The sequence below is a fragment of the Streptomyces sp. NPDC002588 genome, from assembly GCF_040295925.1.
Classification (GTDB): domain Bacteria; phylum Actinomycetota; class Actinomycetes; order Streptomycetales; family Streptomycetaceae; genus Streptomyces.
The window spans coordinates 122,689-147,332 of record NZ_JBEOWF010000028.1; the positions used below are offsets into that span (position 1 = coordinate 122,689).

The window sequence follows — 24,644 nt, forward strand, 5'->3', positions numbered from 1 at the left end:
CACGGCCGGGGCCGCTCGTGAGTGCTGAGCCGTCCCTGCCGCATCATCGCCTGCCCGTCGGCGGCGTGACGGAGCTGATGCGGGGCGAGGGGGGCGCCGACACCCTCGACCACCTGCTGAGGGCCGAGCGCAGCCGCCGTCTGCTGCTGTTGCGGATGCTCGACGACACCACGGACCTGGGGCCCGCCTGGGACCTGCTCAGCCGGGCCCAGCGGCACGCCCCCCAGGTCGTCGAGGACCTGCTCATGTACCCGCAGACCGGGATGTGGCTGGCCGCCACCCTGCGCAGGCTGCGCGGCTCCGCACCGGAGGACGAGCCGCCGCTGTGGGTGATGCTCGGTCACGCCTCCGCCCTCGCCGCCGTCGCGGGACTGCGCGCCGGACTGGACTTCGCCGTCGACGTACCGGTGCGGCACGGCCGGGTGCCGCTGCCGACGCTCGGCTGCGCGGTGCTGCCCGTGACCGAGCCGTGGACGACGGCCACCGTACGGGCCGAGGGCGGAAAGGCCGCGCTGGAGGCGCCCGGGGCTACGGTCCCCGTGCCGTTCCCGCTCGGCTCGTCCGGACCCGGGTGGCATCCCCTGCGCCGGCTCGCCGTCGGCCCCGGGGACCGCCGGCTCGAGATCGTCCTCGACGACACGGACCCCTATCGGACGTATCCGCTGCCGACCGAGCCCCACCCGCTGTCCGCCGAGGCGGCGGCGCTCTGGCGGCAGTTGCTGGAGCAAGCCTGGGCCGTGCTCCTCGAGGAACAGCCCGAGACGGCCGACGCGATGCGCCGGAGCCTGTTCTCGCTGACTCCGACCGCCCCAAGGGAAAGGTTTCGGCCACGTAGTGTGACGTCCGGGGACGCGTTCGGCGGCATCGAGGCCTCGGAACCGGACGACGCCGTACAACTGGCCGTCACGCTCGTGCACGAGTTCCAGCACACCAAACTCGGCAGCCTGCTGCACCTGGCACCCCTGCTGACCCGCGACACCAGCGCCGCGCCGGAACTGTGGTACGCGCCCTGGCGGGACGATCCACGGCCCCTCGAAGGTTTGCTCCAGGGCATCTACGCGTTCGTGGGCATCGCCGCGTTCTGGCGCCGGCACCGCACGGCCACAGCGGACCGGAACGCCCTGGCGCACTTCGAGTTCGCACTGTGGCGCACCCATGTCACGACGACGATGGAGCAGATCCGGCACCATCCCCGTTTCACCCCGCTCGGCGCGGCCCTGCTGAGCACGCTGCGCGACCACACCGGGCGGTGGCCGGCGGAACCGGTGCCCGACGAGTGCCTGGCCCTGGCCCGGCTGTGCGCCGACGACCGCCGCGCCCGCTGGCGGGCACACCACCTCCAGCCGCCCGCACCGGCCGTCGACGCAGCCGTACACGCCTGGCTGGACGGGGCGGGCGGGCCGCCCGCCGCGCTGGCGGCCGACCCCGAGGTCGTACCCGACCCCTCGGCGCGCTGGCTGGACAGTCTGGCCGTCCTCGTCCGCCACCGCCTCGCCGGCCCGGACGACGACCGGATCCCACCCGACGCCCCCGAGAAGACGGCGGCCCGGGTCGGCGGCGCGCTGACCGCGGACGCCCTCCTCGCCTGGGGCGACGCCAAGGCCGCCCGGCACGCGTACCTGACGCACCTCGCCGCGGAGGCCGGTCCGGCCGGCGCCTGGGCGGGCCTCGGCAGCGCGCTCACCCTGGCGGGCACCGACCCGGAAGCGGCCCGCCTGCTCCGTCACCACCCGGAACGAGCCCGGGCCGTGCACGACGCCCTGCTCCGCGCCACGGGCACCGCCCCCGACCCGCTCCACCTCGCCACCTGGCTCGCCTCCACCGAGCCGTGACGGGCCGTGAAAGGGGCCGGAGAAAGCCGCGGGACGGCTGGGCGAGGGCCGAGGCCCTGAGAGGGCCGGAAGACGGCCGCCGGCCCCGCCCTACATCGGCATCGGGTCGATGTCGCAGTCGCTGCGGCGCCTGGCTCGGGCCTGCGCCGTGGCCGGGTGGGGGATGGACTCCGCGGAGGTGAGGCGCGGCTCGTCGAGGGCCCGCTCCATACGCGTCAAGGTGTCCTCGCGCAGCTCCTCGCCCTCCGCCTCCTCACCCAGGGCGACCAGATCCAGGGAGAGGTTCGCCGCGCACACCAGGGTCGTCGGGTGGTTCTCGCCCAGCCGCGTCCGGCACAGCCCCAGCGTCCGCTCCCCCAGTTCACGCGCCTCGGCCACCAGCCCCAGCGCGCTCAGATCGCTCGCCAGGTTGATCGCGCAGGCCAGCACGATCGGATGGTCCTCCCCGAGACGGCCGGTCAGAGCAGCGAGCGCCGCCTCGTCCAGCTCCCGGGCCTCCTCCGCCCGCCCCACCAGCCGCAGTGTCACCGCGAGGTCGACATCCGCGGCCATGACGTGCGGGTGGTCCGGCTGGAAGATGGTGCGGAAGCCCTCCACGGCCTTCTCGCCGCGCTCCAGGGCCCCGTCCAGGTCGCCGTTGTGGCGCAGCGCCACCGACAGGGCGAGCGCGGCCGTCAGGGACTCCGGATGGGTGTCGCCGTACCGGCGGGTGAACTGGTCGTAGGTCTCACGGGCCAGCGCCAGCGCGGTGACCTGGTCGCCCTCCTTGCGGCAGGCCTCGCTCAGCTGCCGCATGCTCTTCAGCGTCGTGGGGTTCTCCGGCCCGAACGTCGTCCGGTAGCCGTCGACGACGGCCTGCTGGAGCGAGCGGGCACCGACGTAGTTGCCCGTCTCCCGCACGTCCACGGCCACGCTCGCCTCGGTCACCAGCGCCTGCTGGTGGTCACGGCCGAACAGTCGCACCTTCATCGCGTGCGTGCTGCGGTCGAGCTCCAGCGCCCGCTGGAACTCGCCGACCACCCGCAGACTCACCCCGAGGTTGTGGGCGGTGACGAGCGTGGTGGGGTCGTCCTCGCCGAAGGCGCGCCGGGCGCGCTGATAGGCCGTCTCGTCGAGTTCGGCACCGGCCAGGAAGTCGCCCTGGTGGCGGCGCACCGCGGCCTCGAGGTTCAGCGCCACCAACGCGTCCTCGCGCGTGTCCTCCTGGTTGGCGGGCGCCGTGCGCGCGTACACCGCCTGGAACGCGCCGACGACCTGCGACGCGTCGTCGTGCCGGCCCACCATCAGGTACAGGAACCCCAGCCACCAGCCCATCAGCAGGGTCTGCTGGTCCTCCTCGCCGAAGAGCCGCCGCCAGGTCTCCCAGGCCTGCTCGGAGAACTCGATGGCGACCCGGTGGTCACCCCAGTACCAGAGGTACTTGGCGACGTTCATCACCAGTTCCCGCACCCACGGCTGGTCGGACTCGACCGCGGTGGACGCGATCACATGACCGTAGAGCTCCGCGTAGCGAGGCCAGTTGGCCGCCTGGTTCGGTCCCTTCGGGTCAGCGGCGGCGAGCAGTGTGTGAGCCCCATTGCGCATGCGTTCCTGTTCCTCGGGGGTCATCCGGTGGATCAGCACGGCCTGGACCAGGCGGTGCATCTCGATCGAGTTGGTGCGGTGGTCGATACGGGCGAGGGAGTAGCGGTTGATCTCCCTTATGGCGCGAGCCAGCCGCATCGGGTCGTTCAGGGCCCGGTCCAGATCGGGGTCGATCCTGGAGCCGCCCAGGCCGGAGAAGATCGACCGCGAGATGGGGTCGGGCGCGAAGAAGGAGCACAGCTGGAGCAGACGGAGGGCGGTGCGGCTGCGGGTCTCGAGGTGGTCCAGGGAGACGTTCCACGCGGCCGCGACGGGAAGCTGGTAGTCCGGAGGCGGGGAGACCTCGAGGAGCTCACTGCGCTTGTGCTCGAACAGCCGCAGGTACTCCGAGACCGGCATCCCGGTCTCCGCGCGCCAGGCCGCGGCCTGCTCCAGGGCGAGCGGCAGGTCCCCGAGCGCCTCGGCGAGCAGATCCGCGTCGGCGTCCGTGAGTTCCTCGCCGTAGGCGCTGGACCGGCGCAGCAGCTGCTTGCTCTCCTCCCGGGTGAAGACGTCGACCTCGAGCGAGGGGCCCACCACGCTCCAGCGCCGGTTGCGGGAGGTGACCAGGATCGTGCCGCTCCCCCCGGTGGGGAAGTAGTCGCGCACCCGCTCCGGACTGTCCGCGTTGTCGAAGATCAGCAGCCAGCGGGAGTACGGCCGCCCCTCGCGCAGCGCCTCCCGCACCGCCGGTCCGGCGATGTTCGCCTCGCCGGTGTTGACCAGCCCGAGCCGCTGGGCGAGTTCCACCAGGGCCTGGCCGATCTGGCCGGGGCGTTCGGCGGGGATCCACCACACGACGTCGTACTCGGACTGGTGGCGGTAGGCGTACTCGATGGCCAGCTGGGTCTTGCCCACGCCGCCCATGCCGTGGATCGCCTCGGGCAGCACGGTGGTCGTGCCCTCCCGCAGCCGCTCGCCCAGACGTTCGAGGAGGTCCACGCGGCCGGTGAAGTTCGGGTTGCGCGGGGGGATGTTGCCCCAGACGCGCGGTGTCGTGTGCCCCGTCTCCACCGTGGGCTGCTGCGTGGTCGCCATGACCGTGGCTCCTTCTGAAGTTGTCCCGGACCCCCTGGGGGCTGGTGCGGATTCGTCGTGCGCCCATGCGTCGCCCGCCGGTCCGGAGGCGTCTGGATCCGCCGTCCCGGCCGGCCGGCGGCCCTCGCCCTTGCGCAGGCTCACGGTGTTCTGACGGTCGTACTCGCGCAGTGCCCGGCCCAGTTCCCCGGCGCGGGTCAGGAAGCGGCCCGACAGCGCGCGCAGCGCCATGCGCTCGATGCGCAGGAAGGTGACGTTCCGTTCGGTGACGGGCGGCACCGCGGCGGTGTCGAACGGTTCACCGGTGTCGGGCAGCGCCGGCTCCTCGCCCTCCCGTGCGGCGGCCGCCACCAGTGCCCGCACGTCGTGCAGCACACGGACGGTGTCCCGCCGCCGGGACAGGGCCAGTAACTCCTGCCGGATGTTCGGGCCGAAGGTGAAGACCACACCGGCCGCCCGGTCGGCGTCCGTCCCGGCGGGCCGCACCAGTCCGCTCATCAGCAGTTCGGTGACATGGGCGGGCCCGGCCCCCGGCACGGAGGCGGTGACGGCCGTCATCACCGGCAGCGTCAGCGGGGCCGCCGCCAGCCGGGTGGCGAGCGCGAACGCGGTCGGCGACGCCGCCGCCCGGAACTCCGAGACCCGGTCCTTCGGCGGTACGGCGCTCGCGGGATCCGGTACGTCGTCGATCCACGGCACGGCCCGCGCCGCGTCCCTGCGCCGCTTCCACTCCCGGGCCCGGACACCGGAGGTCTCCGTCCACTGCGGCGCCCGCCCGGTGACCAGCTCCACCCAGGAGGCGAGGGAACGCTCGGTGGCCTCCAGCACGGGCACCGGCACCACACCGGCCCGGGCGGCTGGAGCGTCGTCGACCGACTCCAGCGGCGAGGTCTGCAGCTCCCAGACCAGCTCACCGTTGGGCGCCCACGGGCGCGGCGTGCTCAGCCGCATCCGGTGGACGTCGAGACCGGTCCTGAACCACAGCCGCTGCGGCGGCAGTTGGAGCACCGCGAGCGGCTGGGTCCGGCCTAGTTCACGCAGCAGGGGCAGCACCGCGTCCGACCGCCAGCCCCCGGCGAGGCCGTCGGTCAGCACCAGCACTGCCCGCCGGCCGGCCCCGTCCGCCGGCAGATCGGCCAGCCGGATCCGGGCCGGCTCGGTGTCGTCCGAACACAGCAGCCGCGTGCCGGACACCGGTCCCAGCATGTCGAGACCGGTGAGGCCGTCGACGAGTCGGTCGATCAGCTCGTCCCACACCCGCATGGTGACGTGGTCGTCCACGACGATCAGCACACCGCGGCGGCCGGCCGGGTCCGGGGTGCCGAGTCCGCTCAGGGCCCGCAGCGCCGCCTCGATCGACGCGTCGTCAGAAGTCGGTGCCATGGCTGATCGTGAGTCATCGTCACACCGCATAAGCACTCTCTGAGCGTCCCGGGCTGCTGGCGGCCGCGGAAAACGGGAGGAGGCCCCGCATCGCGCGGGCATGCGTGACATCCACGTGCCCAGACTGGCAGCGGTCTGCCCGGGGTGCAAGGCGGCAGGCCACGAGGGGTGAGACATCGGAACACAGACACGCGGCCGTACCAGCGTGGCACCGCCCTCAGCACCGCGCAAGGGTGCCTCCGGCGGCCCGCCGTCCGACCGTGTGCGGGGCTCGCCGCCCGACCGCACGAGGGGTGAAACCTCGCCTGACGCGCAGGCCGGTGCGGGCGCCGGTCCGGGTAACGGACCGGTGCCGGCCTCCGACCGCGTCCCTCCGCCCGGCACCATGGCGGCCTACACCGGGCCCGGCGGAGTCGGCTTGCGTTCCGGATCGTCCAGCAGGATGGCCAGATGCCGTCCCACGTGCCCGTCCCAACGCCCGGGCCCGAGCTTCAGCGCGTCACCCCGCCACTTGCGGACCTGGTCCTCCAGGCTGCCCAGCCCCCGGTCCTGGAGGATCTGCTCGATGGCCTCCTGGAAGGACGGGTCGGAGCAGTCGCTGCGGTGCCAGATCATCGCCGGCACCCCCGCCCGCAGCCCGGCCAGCACCTCGCGCCGCCCCGCCCCCGAGTCGTCGCCGGGCGGCTCGCTGAGCACCAGGCACACCGCCTGCGGGTCCTCCTTCAGCTCACGCTCCAGCTGGAAGAAGGACGCCCCGTCCTGCGCCGGGCGGCTCCAGTGCGGGTGACTGTCCGCCGGACGCTCCCGCAACTGCCGCCACTTGGAGTGCCAGGGCCGGTGCCAGGCGGCACGCTGCAGCCGCTCGAGACTGCGCACCACCACCGGGTAGTCCAGGGCGAGCGGCGTCGGATCGGGGGAGTCGGACTCCCTCCACCACCACTCCACCGGCTCGTTGAGCAGCTCCCAGGGCAGCACGAACTCGAGGATGACCGGCTGGCGCAGGTTCGCCCATCTCGCCTCGGTCTCCTCGATCAGCTTCTCCACCGCGCCCGGCAGCTCCTCCCGCCGCAGATGAACGGTCTCGCCGCGCACCGGGTGCCAGCCCTCGGAGTCGGACTGCCGCCAGTGCGAGAGGTAGTAGCGGTCGGCCTCGACCCGGTCCGGCTCGAACTGGATCAGCAGATACGCGGGCACGAGCGAGGGCTCCGGCTGCAGGAACTCCGCGTGCTGCCAGTCCGCCAGCGCCGCCTCCAGCCCCAGCAGCCCGGCCTGGTCGCGGTTGAAGCGGCGCAGCCGCTCCGCGACCTCCGGACGGCCGTCCTCCACCAGCCACTCCGCGCACAGCGACAGGAACGCCATGCTCGGCGGCAGTTCGTCGGGCGGGGTGTTCTCCCCCGCGAGCCGCAGGAACACCTGCCAGGCCGTCCGGCACCAGGAGGGCAGCTCCTGCACCCGGGACCGGCTGGCCCGGCGCGCCATGGCCGGCAGATCCACGGAACCCACCGACTCCAGTACGGGGCGCAGACCGCGCAGGTCGGCCGGGCTGAAGAAGTCGACCGCCTCCCACTCGTCGACCAGCGGCCACAGCTCCACGACGGACGCGGACTCCTCCTCCACGTACTCCAGGGAGCGCACCAGACAGGCCAGCCCGTCACCGACGCCGGTGCACGACTTCACGACCATGAGCAGCCAGGGCCGCAGCCGGTCCCCGGTCAGCGGTTCCACGGGCGCGCCCAGCTCACCGGAGAGCAGGTCGCGCCAGACTTCACGGCCGGCCGCCTGGCTCACCGTGCCCGAACGCTGGAGCGCGTCCACGATGGAGACGACCAGCTCGTTGCGGACCCGTTCCAGACTCCGCTCTCCCACCCCGTTGCCTCCAGACAAGCCTGCGCGGTTCTCTGACGGTGCCGACCAGAGTAAGGCCGGGGGCGGGGAAAGGGCAGGAAAGTACGGGTCACCGGCGCGACCGACCGGAGACCCGTACCATGCGAGCCCCCTGTCGGACTCGAACCGACGACCTTCGCTTTACAAGAGCGGTGCTCTACCAGCTGAGCTAAGGAGGCCTGCACGGACGTGCGTGACGTACGTGCCCGTGCAGTGTACCCAGGTCGCCGGGTGTGCCCGGCGAGAATTTCCCCGAAGTTCACAGCCCTCCGGGTACTGACAGATCAGGCGAACGCGAGGTAGCGTCCTGAGCCAGTTCACCTGTGTGGACTACACCAGCTCGTGGACCGCACCTGTACGCGGACCACGCTCACCACCTTCCTACAACGGATCGTCCGGCACGTTCCTGCCGGTAGAAGGGGGCCCATCACCATGGCCACTGTCACGTTCGACAAGGCGACCCGGATCTACCCGGGTTCCACGAAGCCCGCCGTCGACGGCCTCGACATCGAGATCGCGGACGGCGAGTTCCTCGTCCTGGTCGGCCCGTCCGGCTGCGGCAAGTCCACCTCCCTGCGGATGCTCGCGGGTCTCGAGGACGTCAACGGCGGCGCCATCCGCATCGGTGACCGCGACGTCACCCACCTGCCGCCCAAGGACCGGGACATCGCCATGGTGTTCCAGAACTACGCGCTCTACCCGCACATGACGGTCGCCGACAACATGGGCTTCGCGCTCAAGATCGCCGGCGTCAACAAGGCGGAGATCCGGCAGAAGGTCGAGGAGGCCGCGAAGATCCTCGACCTCACCGAGTACCTGGACCGCAAGCCGAAGGCCCTCTCCGGCGGTCAGCGCCAGCGTGTCGCGATGGGCCGCGCCATCGTGCGTGAGCCGCAGGTCTTCCTCATGGACGAGCCGCTGTCCAACCTGGACGCCAAGCTCCGTGTGTCGACGCGTACGCAGATCGCGTCCCTGCAGCGCCGTCTCGGCATCACCACCGTCTACGTCACCCACGACCAGGTCGAGGCCCTGACGATGGGCGACCGCGTGGCGGTCCTCAAGGACGGTCTGCTCCAGCAGGTCGACACCCCGCGCAACATGTACGACAAGCCCGCCAACCTGTTCGTGGCCGGCTTCATCGGCTCCCCGGCGATGAACCTCGTCGAGGTCCCGATCACCGACGGCGGCGTGAAGTTCGGCAACGCGGTGGTGCCGGTGCAGCGTGACGCGCTCTCCGCCGCGACCGACAAGACGGTCACCGTCGGCGTCCGCCCCGAGCACTTCGACGTGGCCACCGGCGTCGAGAAGGGCCTCGCGGTCGTCGTGAACGTGGTCGAGGAGCTCGGCTCGGACGCCTTCGTCTACGGCACCGCCAAGGTCGGCGACGAGTCGAAGGACCTCGTGGTCCGCGTCGGCGGCCGTGACGTCCCGGAGAAGGGCAGCACGCTGCACGTCGTCCCGCGCGCGGGCGAGACCCACGTGTTCTCCACGTCGACGGGCGAGCGCCTCTCCGACTGACCCGCACTGACCCGCACATCGCGCGAAAAGGGCCCCGCAGCAGGCTGCGGGGCCCTTTTCGATGTCCTCCGGACCGCGTCCGTCAACGCCCTACCCAAAAAGAGGCACACCTTCATCCCCCGTCCGGGTGACTTAATGTCGCCAATTCATTACCGGGCGCTACCCTCTCACGCGTGAAGCACTCCGCGAACCACTCCACCACCCAGCGCACGCGAAGCGGCCGGGGCGGCCCAGCCCGCCGGATCGGCCGCTCGCTCGCCCTCGTCCTGCCCGTCGTCATGGTGCTCTCGGGGACCCTCGCGGTCACCCGGGTCAACTGGTCGGGGAACCCCTCGGACTCGGTGCTCACCGCCTCCGACGTGTCCGCCGCCCACGGGTCCTCGCAAGGCGCCGCCCAGGCCCCGCAGGACGTCCTGCGCGACCGGCTGCTGGCCGAGCTCCAGGAGAAGGACCCGGCCACCGCCCTGACCCATCTCCAGGCGGCCGTGAACGGCAGGCCGTCGCTGGCGAGGCACTGCACCTCCATCGCCCGCGCCCTCGGCCGCGCCGCGGTCCGTATCTACGGTCCCTCCCGCGCCCAGTCCTACGCCCGCCCGGTCTGCGACACCTCGTTCGCCTCGGGCGTCCTGGCCGCCCACAGCTGAGCCCCACGCGTCCCGACACGCACTCCTGGTGACCTGCGGCTCCCCTTCCCGACGGGGGAGCCGCACCTCAGGCGACCCATGCCGCGTACAGTGCGCGCATGACCCATCCGCACGCCGCGTCCCGCCCCACGCAAGCCGTCATCCTGGCCGGTGGCCAGGGATCCCGGCTGCGTCCGTACACCGATGACCGGCCCAAGCCCATGGTCGAGATCCCCGGCACGGGGACGCCGATCATCGGCCACCAGCTCAACTGGCTCGCCGAGGAGGGCGTGACCGACGTCGTCGTGTCCTGCGGGCATCTCGCCGAGGTCCTCCAGGACTGGCTGAAGGCGACCGACCTGCCGGTGCACGTCACCACGGTCGTCGAGACCGAGCCCCTCGGCCGCGGCGGCGGCCTGAAGTACGCGGCCGCCCACCTCCCGCACCCCGACGGGCCCTGGTACGCCACCAACGGCGACATCTGGACGCGTTTCTCGCTGCGCGAGATGGCCGATTTCCACACCGAACGTGACGCCGTGGCGACCCTGGCGCTCGCGCGGCCGCGCATTCCCTGGGGCGCCGTGAAGACCGACGGCTTCGGCCACATCACCGACTTCATCGAGGCCCCGCCGACGACGTACGAGATCAACGCCGGCGTCTACGTCTTCTCACCCGAGTTCGCCGGGCTGCTGCCCGAGCGCGGGGACCACGAGCGGACCACGTTCCCGCACCTGGCCCGGGAGCGGCGCCTGGCCGGGTTCCCGATTCCGCAGGGCGCGTACTGGCGGGCCATCGACACGGCGAAGGACCTGACGGAGGCGGCGAAGGAACTGGCGGCGCAGTCGCTCCGCGGGTAGGGCAGTGGTTCGGCCGCGGGCCGGTGGGGCTGGTCGCCCCACCGGCCCGCGGCCGAAACCGGGCGGGCTACCCGAGCAGCCCGCCCACCAGTCCCGGCTGGCCGGAGGACGAGGACGAGCCGCCGCCGTCCGAGCCGCCGGTCGTCGCCGTGCCGCCGCCGCCGCTCGTGCCGCCGCCCGTCGACGGGCCGGCGCTGGTCGCCGGGGCCTGCTCCACCGGGGCGGACTGCTGAGGCGGAACCTCGCCCCCTGTGCCCTGGGTCTGGCTGGGCGCGCCCGTCGTGGCGCTGCCGGTGTCCCGGGCGGCCGGCGAGCTGTCCGTACCGGCCGTCGGGGCCGCCGCGGTCGCGCTCTGGGTCGGCGAGGCGGACGCGGCGGGCTTGCTGGAGGCCTTGTGGGTGCCGGACTCCTCCGGGAGCGGCGAGCCGGGCAGCTCGTTGCGCGGGGCCTCGCCGGGGCCCGGCACGACCACCCGGTCGGCGTCGCGCACGGCTCCGCCGAGCAGGGAGCCGACCAGCAGGGTCAGGCCGACGGCGATCGTGGTGACCAGGGCGCCGCGGCGCAGGACGTACCGGCGCAGCTCCCACAGGTCGGTGCGGGGGCCGAGGCGCCGCCAGGCTCCCGCGGCGAGCCGGCCGTCGACGGAGTAGACGGGGGCGCCGGCGATGATCAGCGGGGACCAGGCGGCGAGGTAGATGATGTCGGGGGTGTCGTAGGCCGGGACGGTCTTCCAGCTGACGGTGACGATGAGCGCGGCCGAGAGACCGGCGCCGACCACCGCGGCGACCCGCTGCCAGCAGCCCAGGACGGTGAGGACGCCCACGACGACCTGGAGGAAGGCGATGACGAGCCCGGAGCCGACGGGGTGGTGCAGGGCGAACTGGCGGAGCGGCTCGGCGACTTCCCAGGGGTGCAGGGTGTTGAGCCACTTCACCATGGAGCCGCGCTTGCCGCCGTCGAAGTAGACGGGGTCGCACAGCTTGCCCATGCCGGCGTAGATGGAGATGGAGCCGAGGAAGACGCGAAGCGGGAGGAAGACCACTCCGAGGTTCATCCTGCGGCCGGGGAAGTAGGCGTGCCGGGCGGCGTCGGTGTCGCCCTGCCGTCTGCCGCGTGACTCGGCGGCCTCCGCGAGCGTCTCCCCGAAGTCCTCGAACTCGGCGTCGCCGTAAGGGGGTTCGTCGTAGGGGGGTTCGTCGTAGGCGCTGCCGACGGTGCGCATGGCCGGCAGGAGGCGGTGCTCGCCGGCTGCCGGGGAGCGCTGGGCGCCGACCACGGGTGTCTCGAGGGTCTGCGTGGTGAGGTCGCCGTCGTAGGCGTCGCTGACGCGGGGGATGACCTGGGTGGCTCCGGCGTCGGCCACGGGCGAGTCGCCGTGTCCCACGCTGCCTGCCCGCACCGCCTGCAACAGCCGATGGGCGCCGGTGTCGTCCGGCGCGGTCTGACCGCTCCAGACGACGGGCCGGCGGCGGGCACCGGAAGCGGCGCCCGCTCTGCCCGCCGCCTGGACGACGGGGATGCGCGCGGTGTCCTCGGCGGCGCTGAAGTGCCGGGCGATCCGCGGGTTCGGGTTACGCCGCGCCGACGCGCCCAGCTGCACGCGGAAACTCGCGTGATTGACGATGATCTGCGCCGGGTCGCTCGGCACCTTCACCATGCTCAGCGCGGGAGCGTCGTCGAATCCCGACGAGCGGTCCCCCGTGGGTGTGCGGGGTGTTCTGGTGTCCACACTCATCTAACCGAGTGACGTGTGGTTAGGACACTGCTTTGACCCGCCTGATCTGTCCGGACTCCGTCAAGGTTGCCCGGCCCTCTCGCCCACCGCCGGAATCGACCCGTCGGGGTGATGAAGCGGAAACCCGTTCAGGCCCGGCGCCGCGCCGCCTCGTACAACACGATCCCCGCCGCCACACCGGCGTTGAGCGACTCCGCGCCACCGGGCATGGGGATCCGCACCCGGTAGTCGCAGGTTTCGCCGACCAGTCGGGACAGGCCCTTGCCCTCGCTGCCGACGACGATGACGACCGGGCCGTCCAGGGCCTCGAGTTCGCCGATCTCGGCCTCTCCGTCGGCGGCCAGGCCGACCACCGCGACACCGGCCTTCTTGTACGCCTCCAGGGCGCGGGTGAGGTTGGTGGCGCGGGCGACGGGTGTACGGGCCGCCGTACCGGCGGACGTCTTCCAGGCACCGGCGGTCATGCCGGCCGCGCGGCGCTCGGGGACGACGACGCCGTGGCCGCCGAAGGCGGAGACGGAGCGGACGACCGCGCCGAGGTTGCGCGGGTCGGTGACGCCGTCGAGCGCGACGATCAGCGGGTCCTCGCCCTCGTCGTGCGCCGCCGCGACCAGGTCCTCGGGGTGCGCGTACTCGTACGGCGGGACCTGGAGGACGAGGCCCTGGTGGTTGAGGCCGTTGGTCATCCGGTCCAGCTCGGGGCGGGGCGCCTCCATGAGGTTGATGCCGCCGCGTTCGGCCGCGAGCTGGAGCGCCTCGCGCACCCGCTCGTCGTTGTCGATGAACTGCTGGACGTAGAGGGTGGACGCCGGCACGCCCTCGCGCAGCGCCTCGACGACCGGGTTGCGGCCGACGACCATCTCGGAGGTGCCCCTGCCGCCCCGGCCGCGCGCGACCGGACGGCGCTGGACCTGCTTGGTCTTGGCGGTGGCGATGCGGTTCTTCTTGTGCCCCTTGCGCATCTCGGCGGGCGGGGTCGGCCCCTTGCCCTCGAGGCCCCGGCGCCGCTGGCCGCCACTGCCGACCTGCGCGCCCTTCTTGCCGGACATGCGGCGGTTGTTGGCTGCCATGACCTACCTGTTCTCTGCTGAGGTTTTCGTGACGGAGGTACGCGTACGTCTGTGCAGTGTGCCGCCCGGAGGGCCGGGCGGCACAATCGATCAAGAACGATCCGCCGGGACCCGGGGAACTACCGGGGTCCCAGCGTCCAGCGCGGTCCCTGCGGGCCGTCCTCGATGGTCAGTCCGGACTGGCCCAGCTGGTCGCGGATCGCGTCCGCGGTCCCCCAGTCCTTGCGCGCGCGGGCCGACTCCCGCTGGTCCAGGACCAGGCGTACGAGGCTGTCGACCACGCCGTGCAGATCCTCACCGCGGTCGGACTCGCCGGCCCAGTGCGGGGCGAGCGGGTCGAGACCGAGGACGCCGAGCATGGCGCGGACCTCGGCGAGGCGGGCCACCGCGGCGTCCTTGTCGTCGGCGGCGAGGGCGGAGTTGCCCTGCCGGACGGTGGTGTGCACGACGGCGAGGGCCTGCGGGACGCCCAGGTCGTCGTCCATCGCCTCGGCGAAGGCCGGCGGCACCTCGGCGGCGGGCTCGACGACGCCCCCCGCCTTCTCGACGACGCGCTGCACGAACCCCTCGATCCGCGCGAACGCCGACTCGGCCTCGCGCAGCGACTCCTCGCTGTACTCGATCATCGAGCGGTAGTGCGGGGTGCCGAGGTAGTAGCGCAGCACGATCGGGCGCCACTGCTTGACCATCTCGGAGACGAGGACCGAGTTCCCGAGCGACTTCGACATCTTCTCGCCGCTCATGGTGACCCAGGCGTTGTGCACCCAGTACGAGGCGAAGTCGTCGCCGTAGGCCTTGGCCTGCGCGATCTCGTTCTCGTGGTGCGGGAAGATCAGGTCGAGGCCGCCGCCGTGGATGTCGAAGGCGGAGCCCAGGTACTTGTGCGCCATGGCCGAGCACTCCAGGTGCCAGCCGGGGCGGCCGCGGCCCCACGGGGTCTCCCAGTCGGGCTCGCCGGGCTTGGTCGCCTTCCACATGGCGAAGTCGCGCGGGTCGCGCTTGCCGGTGATGCCCTCCTCGGCGGGCTGGCGCAGATCGTCGATGTCCTGGTTGGACAGCGCCAGATAGCCGGGGAAGGAGCGCACGTCGAAGTAGACGCTGCCGTCCGCCTCGTAGGCGTGACCGCGCTCGATGAGGCCGCGCATCATCTCGATCATCTCGGGGACGTGCCCGGTCGCGCGCGGTTCGTACGTCGGCGGCAGGCAGCCGAGGGCCCGGTAGCCGTCGTTGAACGCCTGCTCGTTGTCGTAGCCGATGGACCACCAGGGGCGGCCCTGGTCGTGCGACTTCGCGATGATCTTGTCGTCGATGTCGGTGACGTTGCGGATGAACGTGACGTCGTAGCCGCGGTACTCGAACCAGCGGCGCATGATGTCGAAGTTCAGGCCCGACCGGATGTGCCCGATGTGGGGGGCCGCCTGCACCGTGGCGCCACACAGGTAGATCGAGACACAACCCGGCGTGAGCGGGGTGAAGTCACGGATCTGCCGGGCGCTGGTGTCGTACAGGCGAATAGTCACGACACCAGGGTAGTGGGCGGCACGGCGTGTCCTCACCCCTGTCTGACCACCAACGCCGTCGCCACCGCCATCAGCCCCTCGCCCCGGCCCGGAAAGCCGAGGCCGTCCGTGGTCGCCCCCGACACCGACACGGGTGCTCCCGCCGCCTCCGACAGGATCTTCTGCGCTTCCTCCCGCCGTTTGCCGATCTTCGGCCTCGGGCCCACGACCTGTACGGCGATGTTCCCGATGCGGAATCCGGCGTCGCGCACGATCCGGGCCGCCTCGGTGAGGAGGGTGACGCCGGAGGCGCCGGACCACTCGGGGCGGCCGGTGCCGAAGTGCTGCCCGAGATCGCCGAGGCCCGCCGCGGAGAACAGCGCGTTGCAGGCGGCGTGCGCGACGACGTCGGCGTCGGAGTGGCCGGCCAGCCCCGGCCCCTCGCCCTCCCATTTCAGGCCCGCGCACCACAGTTCGCGGCCCTCCTCGAAGGCGTGGATGTCGGTGCCGATGCCGACCTGGGGAAGGAGCACCGGCTGCTCAGAAGCCATCGTTGAGCCTCCTGCGGGCCAGGACCGCCTCGGCGAGGACCAGGTCCAGTGGACGGGTGACCTTGAACGCCTCCTCGTGGCCGGGCACGACCACGACCGTGAGACCGAGCTGCTCCACCATGCTCGCGTCGTCGGTGACGTCCCCGGTGACCGTCTCGTGGGCGCGGACCAGGGTCGCCCGGTCGAAGCCCTGCGGGGTCTGTACGGCGCGCAGGCGGGCGCGGACCGGAGTGGCGACGACCGGCTCGGGGTCGCCGGGGGCCGCGGCCGGCTCGACCTCCTTGACGGTGTCGGCGAGCGGCAGCGCGGGGACGACGGCGGGGGCGCCCTCGCGGACGGCCTCGATGACGGCGTCCACCGTGTCCACCGGGACGAGCGGCCGGGCCGCGTCGTGGACGAGGACGATGTCGTGGTCGGGCGGCAGCGCGGCCAGGCCCAGCCGCACGGACTCCTGGCGGGTCTCGCCGCCGGGCACGACGACGAAGTCGGTGCGGTCGGGCAGCGCGTGCGCGTCAAGCAACGACTTCACCTCGGTCGCGCCGTCCGGCGGGGCCACGACGACCACCAGGGAGACGGCACGGGAGGCGGCGAGCGCGCGCACGGCGTGGATCAGCATGGGCGTGCCGCTCAGCGCGCGGAGTGCCTTGGGGGCGCCCGGACCAAGGCGTACGCCCCGGCCGGCGGCCGGAATCACCGCGGCCGTGCGGGCGGGCGCGGGCGAAGGACGCGAATCGTCAGACATCGGTTCCTGTCAGGTTTGTGTGCTCGGCCTAGTTGGGTACGACAGACAGCGTGCCGGGCGCGACGCCTTGACCGGACCCTTCCGTGACGCGCCGGTCGAGCGTTGCCCGGGCTCGGCACGCAAAAGTATCGGGGTTTCCCCGAAGTGGATGATGGTTGCTGCAACGCTTCCCGGAGCACTTCCCGGACCGCTGCCGGGATGTGCGCGATACACCCGTCGCGCACAGGCGCTCCGCATCAGGACGCGGACATGCCGCAGCGCCCGGCGACGGGAAATACGTCATCGGGCACCGCGGCATTTCGGTGTTCTTCTACGCGCTGCTGAGGTCGGCTCCCGCCGAGGTCAGGACGCCGGCATCAGGACGCGAGAACCTCGTCGAGCAGAGCTTCGGCCTTGTCCTCGTTGGTGTTCTCCGCGAGTGCGAGCTCGCTCACCAGGATCTGGCGGGCCTTGGCGAGCATGCGCTTCTCACCGGCGGACAGTCCGCGCTCGCGCTCACGACGCCACAGGTCACGCACGACTTCCGCGACCTTGATGACATCGCCGGAGGCGAGCTTCTCCAGATTTGCCTTGTAACGACGCGACCAGTTCGTGGGCTCCTCGGCGTACGGCGCGCGCAGCACCTCGAAGACCCGGTCCAGTCCGTCCTGACCGACCACATCACGCACGCCGACGAACTCCGCATTGTCCGCTGGCACACGCACCGTCAGGTCACCCTGGGCGACCTTCAGCACCAAGTAGGTCTTGTCCACGCCTTTGATCTGGCGAGTTTCGATGGCCTCGATCAGCGCGGCCCCGTGATGGGGATAGACCACGGTGTCGCCAACCTTGAACGTCATGTGACAGGTACCCCTTCCGTGGCTATCCAGGGTAACACGGAAACGGCGGTTCCTGAATGGCGTTTTCGCAGGTCAGGGCATATCTCGGGGCTTGACAACAGCAACAGGAACGTGCTTCGACCGACCCGCGGAAGCAGGTATTCGCAGGTCGGAGCGGCTCTCCGAGGGGGGTGAAACGCGTACGTTACACGCATCCGGAGCCCCCGTCAGGCGGCCGAACATCCACATATGTCCGCTTCCAAGTGTGCGACTTACGCTACTCCGTTCGGTGTCCGTGACCGGATACCCGCCGTTTCCGGAATTGATCAACGGCGGTTCGGCCGGGGCCGCCGTGATCAATTTCCACGGCCGCGCATTCCTTCACGGAAAATCCGCGAGCGGAGCGCGACAGTGCTTAAGCGAGCGCCGGTCGCGCTTATGTGAATGACGGACGACCAGGAAGAGCACCGGTGAAGTCGAAGTGGCCGGTGGGTCACTTGGGGGTGCCGTGACGGGTGTGCCGACAGGGCCGTGCCGGGGCCCGGGGAGCCCCCCGAACGCTCTAGAGGCGGGTCGGGTGCGGCGGCCCGGGAACGGCTCGGTAACCTAAGGCCGCTGACAGACCCTTAGGGCGGCTTTATCACCAGGTGAGCTGCCCGTGTGCGTTCAAGGAGATGCCGCCGCCGTGAGCAGCAGCCTTCGACGCGGCGCCCTCGCCGCCTCCGCCCTCGCGTTCTCGATCGCCACGCTCGCCGCCTGCGGCGCCGGCAACGACTCCCAGACCCTGGAGATCCAGCCGGACAACGCCGCGACCAGCGTCGGCACCATCAAGATCCAGAACGCGCTCGTCATCACCCAGCCGAACCCCGCCGGCAGCGGGCCGGTCGCCGTCTCGGCGACCATCTTCAACACCGGCACCAAGGCCCAGACGCTCGACTCGATCGACGTCGAGGGCCTCGGCGCCGCGAAGATCTCGCCCGCCAAGGGCGAGGGCGCACTGACCGTCCCGGCCCACGGCTCCGTCGTCATCGGCGGCGAGGGCAACGCCTCCGCCGTCCTGGAGCACTCGGGCGAGGACTCCATCGACGGCAACGCCCAGAAGACCACCTTCACGCTCAGCGAGACCGGCGCGGTGAGCCTGCGGGCCTTCGTCGTGCCCGCCGAGCACTACTTCGAGAGCTGGGGCCCCAGCGAGATCCCCAGCGCCCCGGCGGAGTCCTCCTCCCCCAGCGCGACGACCTCCGGCTCCCCGAGCGAATCGCCGTCCCCGACGGGCACGGCGACCGCGACCTCCACGGCGTCCGAGACGGCGACGACCGGCTGAGCGTCTCCGCGGGCACACGGACACGTACGCCAAGGGCGGCACCCCCGTACGGGGGTGCCGCCCTTGGCGTACGTGCGGGTCTGCCGGCCTACGGCTCGAACTTGTAGCCCAGGCCGCGGACCGTCACCAGGTACCGCGGGGCCCCCGGGTCGGGTTCGATCTTGGCGCGCAGGCGCTTGACGTGGACGTCGAGGGTCTTGGTGTCGCCGACGTAGTCGGCACCCCAGACGCGGTCGATGAGCTGCATACGGGTGAGGACGCGGCCGGCGTTGCGCAGCAGCATCTCCAGCAGGTCGAACTCCTTCAGGGGGAGGTCGACCTTGGAGCCGGAGACCGTCACGACGTGGCGGTCGACGTCCATCCGGACCGGGCCCGCCTCCAGGGCGGCCGGAGTCACCTCCTCCGGCTCCCCGCGGCGGCGCAGGACGGCCCGGATACGGGCGACCAGCTCACGTGAGGAGAACGGCTTGGTGACGTAGTCGTCGGCTCCTATTTCGAGGCCGACAACCTTGTCGATCTCGCTGTCCTTGGCCGTCACCATGATCACGGGAACGTTGGAGCGGCCGCGCAGCTGACGGCACACCTCCGTGCCGGGCAGTCCCGGCAGCATCAGGTCGAGGAGGACGAGGTCGGCGCCGTTGCGCTCGAACTCGTCGAGTCCGTCGGGCCCGGTGGTCGCGACGGCGACCTCGAAGCCCTCCTTGCGGAGCATGTACGACAGGGCGTCGGAAAAGGACTCCTCGTCCTCGACGACGAGCACTCGGGTCACGGAAGGACCTCCGGGGCGGAAAGCGTGTGGTACGCGGTCGAATCGGGGGATGAGGCGCGGGACGACGTGGGGGTATGGGGAGTATGAGCAGTATGGGGGGTACCGCCGGTCTGTCCGTCCTCCTCGTTGAGGTCGTCCAGGTCGTCGAATCCGTCCAGGCCGTGGGGGCCGTCCGTCTCGTCGGGGTCCGGGTGCTGGTGCGCCCGGTCGCGGTCTCGGGCCGCCGCGGCCGCCTCGGGCAGCCTCAGCGTGAAGGTGGAGCCCTGTCCCTCGGCGCTCCACACCGTGACCTCCCCGCCGTGCGAGGCGGCCACGTGCTTGACGATCGCGAGCCCCAGGCCCGTACCGCCCGTCTGGCGGGAGCGGGCCGGGTCGACGCGGTAGAAGCGCTCGAAGATGCGCTCCTTGTCCTTGTCGGAGATGCCGATGCCCTGGTCGGTCACGGCGATCTCGATCAGGTCGCCGCCGGGCGCGTTCACCCGGTGGGCGGCTATGCCGACGCGGGTGCGGGCGGGCGAGTAGTTGACGGCGTTCTCGACCAGGTTTCCGAGGGCGGCGGCCAGCTGTCCCCGGTTGCCCCAGACACGCAGGTCGGCGGTGCCGCCGGCGGCCATGGTGATCTGCTTGGTGCCGGCCTGGTGGCGGCAGCGGTCGACGGCTTCGGCGACCAGTTCGTCGATGCCGACCGGTTCGGCGTCCTCCAGCGGGTCGTCGTTCTGGACCCTCGACAGGTCGATGAGCTCCTGGACCAGGTTGGTCAGCCGGGTGGCCTCGATCTGCATCCGTCCGGCGAAACGTTCTACCGCCTCGGGGTCGTCGGAGGCGTCCATCACCGCCTCGGAGAGCAGGGAGAGCGCGCCGACCGGAGTCTTGAGCTCATGACTGACGTTCGCCACGAAGTCCCGGCGTACCGCCTCGATACGGCGGGCCTCGGTGAGGTCCTCGACGAGGAGGAGGACGAGCCGGGAACCGAGCGGGGCGACCCGCGCGGAGACCGCGAGGGCTTCCCCCCGTCCGGTGCCCCGCCTGGGCAGATCCAGCTCGACCTGGCGTATCTCCCCGTCGCGTCGGGTGTCCCGGGCCATCTTGAGCATCGGCTCGACGGCCAGCTTGCCGCCGCGGACGAGCCCGAGGGCGTAGGCCGCGGAGCTGGCCTTGACGACGGCGTCGGCCTCGTCCAGGACGACGGCCGACGAGCGCAGCACCGACAGGACGGTGTCCACCCCGGGTGGGAGCATGGGATCGGTGTGCAGGGAAGTACGGGTGGGGCGGGCCTGGTCGCGTTCGCTCCAGCGGAACGCCAGCATGGCGATGACACCGGTGAGCACCCCGGCGATCGCTGCCGCTGCGGCGACCGCCGCGTTCACGTCCATGCGTCCAGGTTAGGCACGGGATCCGGCCTGGCCACAGCCATCAGCATGCGAGCTCGAACACTCGTCGCCCAGAGTTCACCTTGGAGCCAGTGGTGGTTCATTTGGGGTGACGGAATCCGACGCGTAAGGGGCGGAGCGTGGCACCGTGGGGTTTCCGGGACCCTGTGACCTCTGTGACCTGCGTGACCTCCCCGAACTCCGGGAACCGGGAACCCGGAGAGTTCCGGGAGACTTGGAGCTGCACGAAGCATCCAGCTCTCCCGGAACAACGGATCTTCCAGAACAACGGATCTTCCACAAGACGGATCCGTAGAACACAGAGCTGTAGAACACAGAGCCGGAGAACACAGATCTCCCAGAACGCAGAGCTTCCAGAACACTGAGCTTCCGGAACACGGATCTTTCAGAACCCAGAACCCAGAACCCCAGAGACCCAGAAACCCCAGAACTCCCAGAACGACGTACGAGAGGGAACCCTGATGCGGGACGCGTACCACGAGGAACTGGACTCGATCGGCGACAGCCTGGTGGAGATGGCCCGGCTGGTCGGGTCGGCGATCGGGCGCGCCACGACCGCCATCCTCGACTCCGACCTGAAGCTCGCCGAGAGCGTCATCGAGAACGACCAGAGGGTCGACGAACTGCAGCACGACCTGGAGGCGAAGGCGATAGCCCTGCTCGCCCGCCAGCAGCCGGTCGCCACCGACCTGCGGATCGTCGTCACCTCGCTGCGGATGTCGGCCGACCTGGAGCGCTCCGGCGACCTCGCCCAGCACGTGGCGAAGCTCGCGCGCCTGCGCTTCCCGGGCCGTGCCGTGCCGCACGACCTGCACGCCACGATCCTGGAGATGGGCCAGCTCGCGCAGCGCCTGATGGCGAAGGCGGCGGAGTGCATCATCACCAAGGACGTCGACCTCGCCCTCCAGCTGGAGGCGGACGACGACGCGATGGACCTCCTGCACCGCACGCTCTTCCAGCACCTGATCGACGACCGCTGGAAGCACGGCATAGAGACGGCCGTCGACGTCACCCTGCTGGGCCGCTACTACGAGCGGTTCGCCGACCACGCGGTGGCGGTCGCCAAGCGTGTCGTGTTCCTGGTGACCGGTGAGCACGCGGACGAGCTTCAGGCGGACATCCAGCCGGACATCCAGCCGGCGACGGGTACCGAGCCGGTGTGACCCGTAGGCGTACGGGCGCCACCGTGCGCCGTTGACGCGCCCGACACACCGGGCATGCAATGGGCACAGGCCCTACGCCTCCGGGAGGAACCATGGCAGAGTCCCCCAGCACTCCCCAGCCCGACCCCACCCAGGAACGCCCGACCGAGCAGCCCGCCGAGATCAGGAACCTTACGCTGATCGGTGCGTGCGGCTGCGGCTCGGGGTGCGGCTGCGGGTGCCAGTCGGGCAGCCCGTGCCAGTGCGGCTGAGCGGGTTCGTACGACCTGACGGGGCCCCGGTGAACCCACCGGGGCCCCGTCGTCGTCCGCCCGCCCCCGAAGGTCCGGTGGCGGCCGGGCCCGTGCGGGGCGCAGCATGGAACCAGGGACTCGTACGAAAGGGGGTGGCCGCCATGGCCAGGTTCATGGACGTCCACCACGGCATGGAGGGCATCACGGCCGAAGAGCTCAAGCAGGCACACCGGGCCGACCTCGCCATAGAAGGGGAAGAGGGCGTGCACTTCGAGGCCGCCTGGGCCGACCCGGACTCCGGCATCGTCTACTGCCTCTCGGAGGCCCCGTCCGCGGAGGCGGTCCAGCGCATCCACGAACGCACCGGCCACAAGGCGGACGAGGTCCACCCGGTACCGCTGGCGGTGTAGGTGTGGGGGTAGGGGTGTAGGGCTCCGGACATTGTCCGAAACAGCGAAACCTGCATCATGGTCCATGGACGTCATCACGGGAGGGGGACGACCATGGACAGGTCGGAATCTGGGGCGGCGAATCGGTCCGGCACGCTGGTCAGCCCGGAACGGATGATCGCGGAGGCGCGGAAGGCGTTCTTCGTGATGTTCGGATTCCTGGCGTTGATCTGGCTGGTGCAACTCGTCAACTTCACGGACGACTACGCGCCGGCCCGCGAGTACGGCGTGGTCTCGGGCGACCTGGACACACTCCCCCACATCCTCACCGCGCCCTTCCTGCACTGGAGTTGGGCGCACATCGAGAGCAACTCCGGGCCTCTGTTCATCTTCGGCTTTCTCGCCGCGTACCGGGGAGTGGTGCGTTTCCTGGGGCTGAGCCTGCTGGTCGCGGTGACCAGCGGTGTCACGGTCTGGTTCTTCGAAGGCGGGAACGCGGACACGGTCGGCGCCAGCGGCCTGATCTTCGGCTACTTCGGATACGTCGTCGTCCGCGGCCTCTTCGACCGCCATCTCGTCGACACCCTGATCGGCATCGTGATGGCGGCGTCCTTCGCCTACATGCTGACGGTGGCGGTGCCCGGCACCCCGGGTGTGAGCTGGCTCGCCCATCTGGGAGGCCTGATCGGCGGGTTGGCCGGAGCCTGGCTGTTCCGCGACCGCAAGCGCGCGACCGCGACCCCGACCTCGACCAAGGACATCGACAAGCCCTCGAACCCGGGCACCGGCACCGGCACCGGCACCGGCACCGACCGAGCGGACCTGTACAAGGAACTCGGCGACCTGGGGCTTCTGTAGGACCGGCAACGCCGTTGATCTCGGCCGGTGTTGTCGGGTTCGATGGCACGGTGGAGCATGTGAAGACGGAGCCGGCGGCCGCCGACGACAACACCGCGGCCTGCCTGCCCGAAGACTCGTCGGACGGCGTCACCGACCTGATCCACCTGGCCGACCGGCCGGACACCGGCGGCCACAGCGTCTCCGTACGCGTCCTCGGCCGTTTTCAGCCCGGAGTCCTCTTCGGCCACGACTTCCTCGAAGGCGAGATCGTCATAGCCGCGGAGTCCGTGAACGCCTCCTTCCCGGTCACTCTCCTCCCCGAGGACCTGGAGGACTGGGACGAGGCCTTGGAGACGCTGGAGTCCGGCCGGTCCACCGTATGGCTGGCCTCCGGGCGGACGCCGTCGATGTAGTTCGATCCCGACGAGAACGGCGGCCTCTGGGTCTCCGTCCACGACGGCCCCTCGTCAGGCGTCACGGTCACGGTCCCGTTGTTCGTCCCACGACAGGAATGGATCGACGAGCAGCGAACCCTCCTGTCCCGGGTACGCGAGATCCACCCCTCCGAAGTCATCGAGACGTCCCCCAACGCCTTCGCCTGGCGCCGCCACAGCAACCCATGACGTGTGGGCGCCACGTTGGCCCTCGATGGGGCCATGACGGCCCAGCCCGCATCCACCGATGCTCCCGCTGTCCGGGTCGGAGACGTCGGCCTCCAGTTCGGAGACGGACGTCCCCGCCGACGCGCAGCCCACACAGCCCCGGCCCGCGCCGGGCGAGACTCTCCCTCGCCTCGCCCGCACAATGACGGGATCCACGCCTACGCTCCGGCTCATGGAGGCGAGTACTCTGCCGACGTGGCCGACGAGAAGGACAGCGGGAACGGCTCGATCCGGCGACGTCCGTGGGACCTGGTGGTGTCCACCGTCTTGCTGGAACTCGTCGGCCTCGCTTTCTCCGGGCTCGCCATCCTGATCGCGTGGCCGTTCGGGTGGCTGCCCGACCCCACTCTCGTCGCGTTGCCGACGGGCATGCTCGCGATCGGGCCTGCAGCCGAGTTGTACCGTGCGGGGCCGCCCCGACGACGTGCCGTTGTTGCCGCTGTCCTTGCGCTGGCAACGGTGACACTGCTCGTGGCCGCAGCAACGAACTGGGCCCTTCCGGCGCTGACCGACCCGAACGTCCACATCCTCATCGGCTACCTTGTCGCGGCACCCGTCGCCGCGGCTGTGCTGGCATGGTTCCTCAACAGGGCGAACGCCGGCCTCTAGTGCCGCGGCAGGCAACGTTTGCCCGTCAAGGAGCGGCGTCCGGCGCGTGCTCTCGGCGTGCCGGGTGCAAGCCCTCGTACTGGATGTACTT

At 71.2% G+C, this 24,644-nt stretch carries 19 protein-coding genes, 1 tRNA gene and 1 pseudogene; 10 read left to right on the top strand and 11 right to left on the bottom strand.

All coding sequences use genetic code 11. From position 1 onward, the window contains the following. The first annotated feature begins 17 nt into the window (after positions 1-17). Entirely contained in the window at positions 18-1,832 is a 1,815-nt protein-coding gene (locus ABT057_RS29545) for an HEXXH motif domain-containing protein (protein WP_352346658.1), read from the top strand. A 90-nt stretch (positions 1,833-1,922) separates the two neighbouring features. Here the strand turns inward: ABT057_RS29545 and fxsT are convergent, their stop codons facing one another. From fxsT to ABT057_RS29560, 3 genes are all read right to left on the bottom strand, one after another. Beyond that, positions 1,923-5,876 (bottom strand): FxSxx-COOH system tetratricopeptide repeat protein, encoded by a 3,954-nt coding sequence (gene fxsT / locus ABT057_RS29550; RefSeq protein WP_352346659.1) that lies wholly within the window; start codon positions 5,874-5,876, stop codon positions 1,923-1,925. A gap of 393 nt (positions 5,877-6,269) precedes the next feature. Next, positions 6,270-7,742 carry a VMAP-C domain-containing protein gene (locus tag ABT057_RS29555; protein ID WP_352346660.1) on the bottom strand — a complete coding sequence of 491 codons (1,473 nt, stop codon included), beginning with the start codon at positions 7,740-7,742 and terminating at the stop codon, positions 6,270-6,272. A gap of 124 nt (positions 7,743-7,866) precedes the next feature. Continuing rightward, positions 7,867-7,939, bottom strand: a tRNA-Thr gene (locus ABT057_RS29560). A 253-nt stretch (positions 7,940-8,192) separates the two neighbouring features. On the opposite strand from ABT057_RS29560, the gene ABT057_RS29565 reads away from it, so the two are divergent. From ABT057_RS29565 to ABT057_RS29575, 3 genes are all read left to right on the top strand, one after another. Further along, positions 8,193-9,278 carry an ABC transporter ATP-binding protein gene (locus ABT057_RS29565; protein WP_352346661.1) on the top strand — a complete coding sequence of 362 codons (1,086 nt, stop codon included), beginning with the start codon at positions 8,193-8,195 and terminating at the stop codon, positions 9,276-9,278. Positions 9,279-9,451: 173 nt separating this feature from the next. Then, complete coding sequence (locus tag ABT057_RS29570; RefSeq protein ID WP_352346662.1) at positions 9,452-9,922, top strand: hypothetical protein; 471 nt, start codon at positions 9,452-9,454, stop codon at positions 9,920-9,922. A gap of 98 nt (positions 9,923-10,020) precedes the next feature. After that, entirely contained in the window at positions 10,021-10,758 is a 738-nt protein-coding gene (locus tag ABT057_RS29575; RefSeq protein WP_352346663.1) for a nucleotidyltransferase family protein, read from the top strand. Positions 10,759-10,825: 67 nt separating this feature from the next. On the opposite strand, the gene ABT057_RS29580 is transcribed toward ABT057_RS29575, so the two are convergent. The 6 genes from ABT057_RS29580 to ABT057_RS29605 form a co-directional block, all read right to left on the bottom strand. After that, positions 10,826-12,493: a DoxX family membrane protein gene (locus ABT057_RS29580; RefSeq protein WP_352346664.1), complete on the bottom strand. Its 1,668-nt coding sequence runs from the start codon at positions 12,491-12,493 to the stop codon at positions 10,826-10,828. 128 nt (positions 12,494-12,621) lie between these two features. Beyond that, complete coding sequence (gene rlmB, locus ABT057_RS29585; protein WP_352346665.1) at positions 12,622-13,563, bottom strand: 23S rRNA (guanosine(2251)-2'-O)-methyltransferase RlmB; 942 nt, start codon at positions 13,561-13,563, stop codon at positions 12,622-12,624. A 119-nt stretch (positions 13,564-13,682) separates the two neighbouring features. Beyond that, entirely contained in the window at positions 13,683-15,083 is a 1,401-nt protein-coding gene (gene cysS / locus ABT057_RS29590; protein ID WP_352346666.1) for a cysteine--tRNA ligase, read from the bottom strand. A 32-nt stretch (positions 15,084-15,115) separates the two neighbouring features. Next, on the bottom strand, positions 15,116-15,613 hold the full coding sequence (gene ispF, locus ABT057_RS29595) for a 2-C-methyl-D-erythritol 2,4-cyclodiphosphate synthase (protein WP_352346667.1): 498 nt from the start codon (positions 15,611-15,613) through the stop codon (positions 15,116-15,118). Continuing rightward, on the bottom strand, positions 15,603-16,355 hold the full coding sequence (gene ispD / locus ABT057_RS29600) for a 2-C-methyl-D-erythritol 4-phosphate cytidylyltransferase (protein WP_352346668.1): 753 nt from the start codon (positions 16,353-16,355) through the stop codon (positions 15,603-15,605). Before ispD ends, ispF begins: the two co-directional genes overlap by 11 nt. 356 nt (positions 16,356-16,711) lie before the next feature. Then, positions 16,712-17,194: a CarD family transcriptional regulator gene (locus ABT057_RS29605; protein WP_003953493.1), complete on the bottom strand. Its 483-nt coding sequence runs from the start codon at positions 17,192-17,194 to the stop codon at positions 16,712-16,714. 664 nt (positions 17,195-17,858) lie between these two features. Between ABT057_RS29605 and ABT057_RS29610 the strand changes: the two genes are divergently transcribed. Continuing rightward, a complete protein-coding gene (locus tag ABT057_RS29610; RefSeq protein ID WP_352346669.1) occupies positions 17,859-18,497 on the top strand; it encodes a DUF461 domain-containing protein in 639 nt (212 codons plus the stop codon). A gap of 88 nt (positions 18,498-18,585) precedes the next feature. On the opposite strand, the gene phoP is transcribed toward ABT057_RS29610, so the two are convergent. Together phoP and phoR are read right to left on the bottom strand one after the other, a co-directional pair. Beyond that, the gene (gene phoP / locus ABT057_RS29615) at positions 18,586-19,257 is read right to left on the bottom strand and encodes a two-component system response regulator PhoP (protein ID WP_004000192.1); all 672 of its coding nucleotides are present in this window, start codon (positions 19,255-19,257) and stop codon (positions 18,586-18,588) included. Between the two features lie 5 nt (positions 19,258-19,262). Beyond that, complete coding sequence (phoR, locus tag ABT057_RS29620) at positions 19,263-20,639, bottom strand: two-component system sensor histidine kinase PhoR (RefSeq protein WP_352346670.1); 1,377 nt, start codon at positions 20,637-20,639, stop codon at positions 19,263-19,265. A gap of 479 nt (positions 20,640-21,118) precedes the next feature. Between phoR and phoU the strand changes: the two genes are divergently transcribed. From phoU to ABT057_RS29645, 5 genes and pseudogenes are all read left to right on the top strand, one after another. Beyond that, positions 21,119-21,820: a phosphate signaling complex protein PhoU gene (phoU, locus tag ABT057_RS29625; protein WP_352346671.1), complete on the top strand. Its 702-nt coding sequence runs from the start codon at positions 21,119-21,121 to the stop codon at positions 21,818-21,820. Positions 21,821-22,214: 394 nt separating this feature from the next. Continuing rightward, complete coding sequence (locus ABT057_RS29630; RefSeq protein WP_352346672.1) at positions 22,215-22,463, top strand: SCO4226 family nickel-binding protein; 249 nt, start codon at positions 22,215-22,217, stop codon at positions 22,461-22,463. A gap of 93 nt (positions 22,464-22,556) precedes the next feature. Then, on the top strand, positions 22,557-23,300 hold the full coding sequence (locus ABT057_RS29635; protein ID WP_352346673.1) for a rhomboid family intramembrane serine protease: 744 nt from the start codon (positions 22,557-22,559) through the stop codon (positions 23,298-23,300). A 59-nt stretch (positions 23,301-23,359) separates the two neighbouring features. Next, a pseudogene (locus ABT057_RS29640) lies at positions 23,360-23,905 on the top strand (DUF5959 family protein). Between the two features lie 234 nt (positions 23,906-24,139). Continuing rightward, positions 24,140-24,553 carry a hypothetical protein gene (locus ABT057_RS29645; RefSeq protein ID WP_352346674.1) on the top strand — a complete coding sequence of 138 codons (414 nt, stop codon included), beginning with the start codon at positions 24,140-24,142 and terminating at the stop codon, positions 24,551-24,553. Positions 24,554-24,644 lie beyond the last annotated feature (91 nt).

Bases quoted from the DNA above. Each gene is read 5' to 3' on its own strand.
- fxsT (WP_352346659.1), bottom strand. From the start codon at position 5,876: ATGGCACCGACTTCTGACGACGCGTCGATCGAGGCGGCGCTGCGGGCC.
- ABT057_RS29565 (WP_352346661.1), top strand. From the start codon at position 8,193: ATGGCCACTGTCACGTTCGACAAGGCGACCCGGATCTACCCGGGTTCC.
- ABT057_RS29575 (WP_352346663.1), top strand. From the start codon at position 10,021: ATGACCCATCCGCACGCCGCGTCCCGCCCCACGCAAGCCGTCATCCTG.
- ABT057_RS29580 (WP_352346664.1), bottom strand. From the start codon at position 12,493: ATGAGTGTGGACACCAGAACACCCCGCACACCCACGGGGGACCGCTCG.
- rlmB (WP_352346665.1), bottom strand. From the start codon at position 13,563: ATGGCAGCCAACAACCGCCGCATGTCCGGCAAGAAGGGCGCGCAGGTC.
- ispF (WP_352346667.1), bottom strand. From the start codon at position 15,613: ATGGCTTCTGAGCAGCCGGTGCTCCTTCCCCAGGTCGGCATCGGCACC.
- ispD (WP_352346668.1), bottom strand. From the start codon at position 16,355: ATGTCTGACGATTCGCGTCCTTCGCCCGCGCCCGCCCGCACGGCCGCG.
- ABT057_RS29605 (WP_003953493.1), bottom strand. From the start codon at position 17,194: ATGACGTTCAAGGTTGGCGACACCGTGGTCTATCCCCATCACGGGGCC.
- phoR (WP_352346670.1), bottom strand. From the start codon at position 20,639: ATGGACGTGAACGCGGCGGTCGCCGCAGCGGCAGCGATCGCCGGGGTG.
- phoU (WP_352346671.1), top strand. From the start codon at position 21,119: ATGCGGGACGCGTACCACGAGGAACTGGACTCGATCGGCGACAGCCTG.
- ABT057_RS29630 (WP_352346672.1), top strand. From the start codon at position 22,215: ATGGCCAGGTTCATGGACGTCCACCACGGCATGGAGGGCATCACGGCC.
- ABT057_RS29635 (WP_352346673.1), top strand. From the start codon at position 22,557: ATGGACAGGTCGGAATCTGGGGCGGCGAATCGGTCCGGCACGCTGGTC.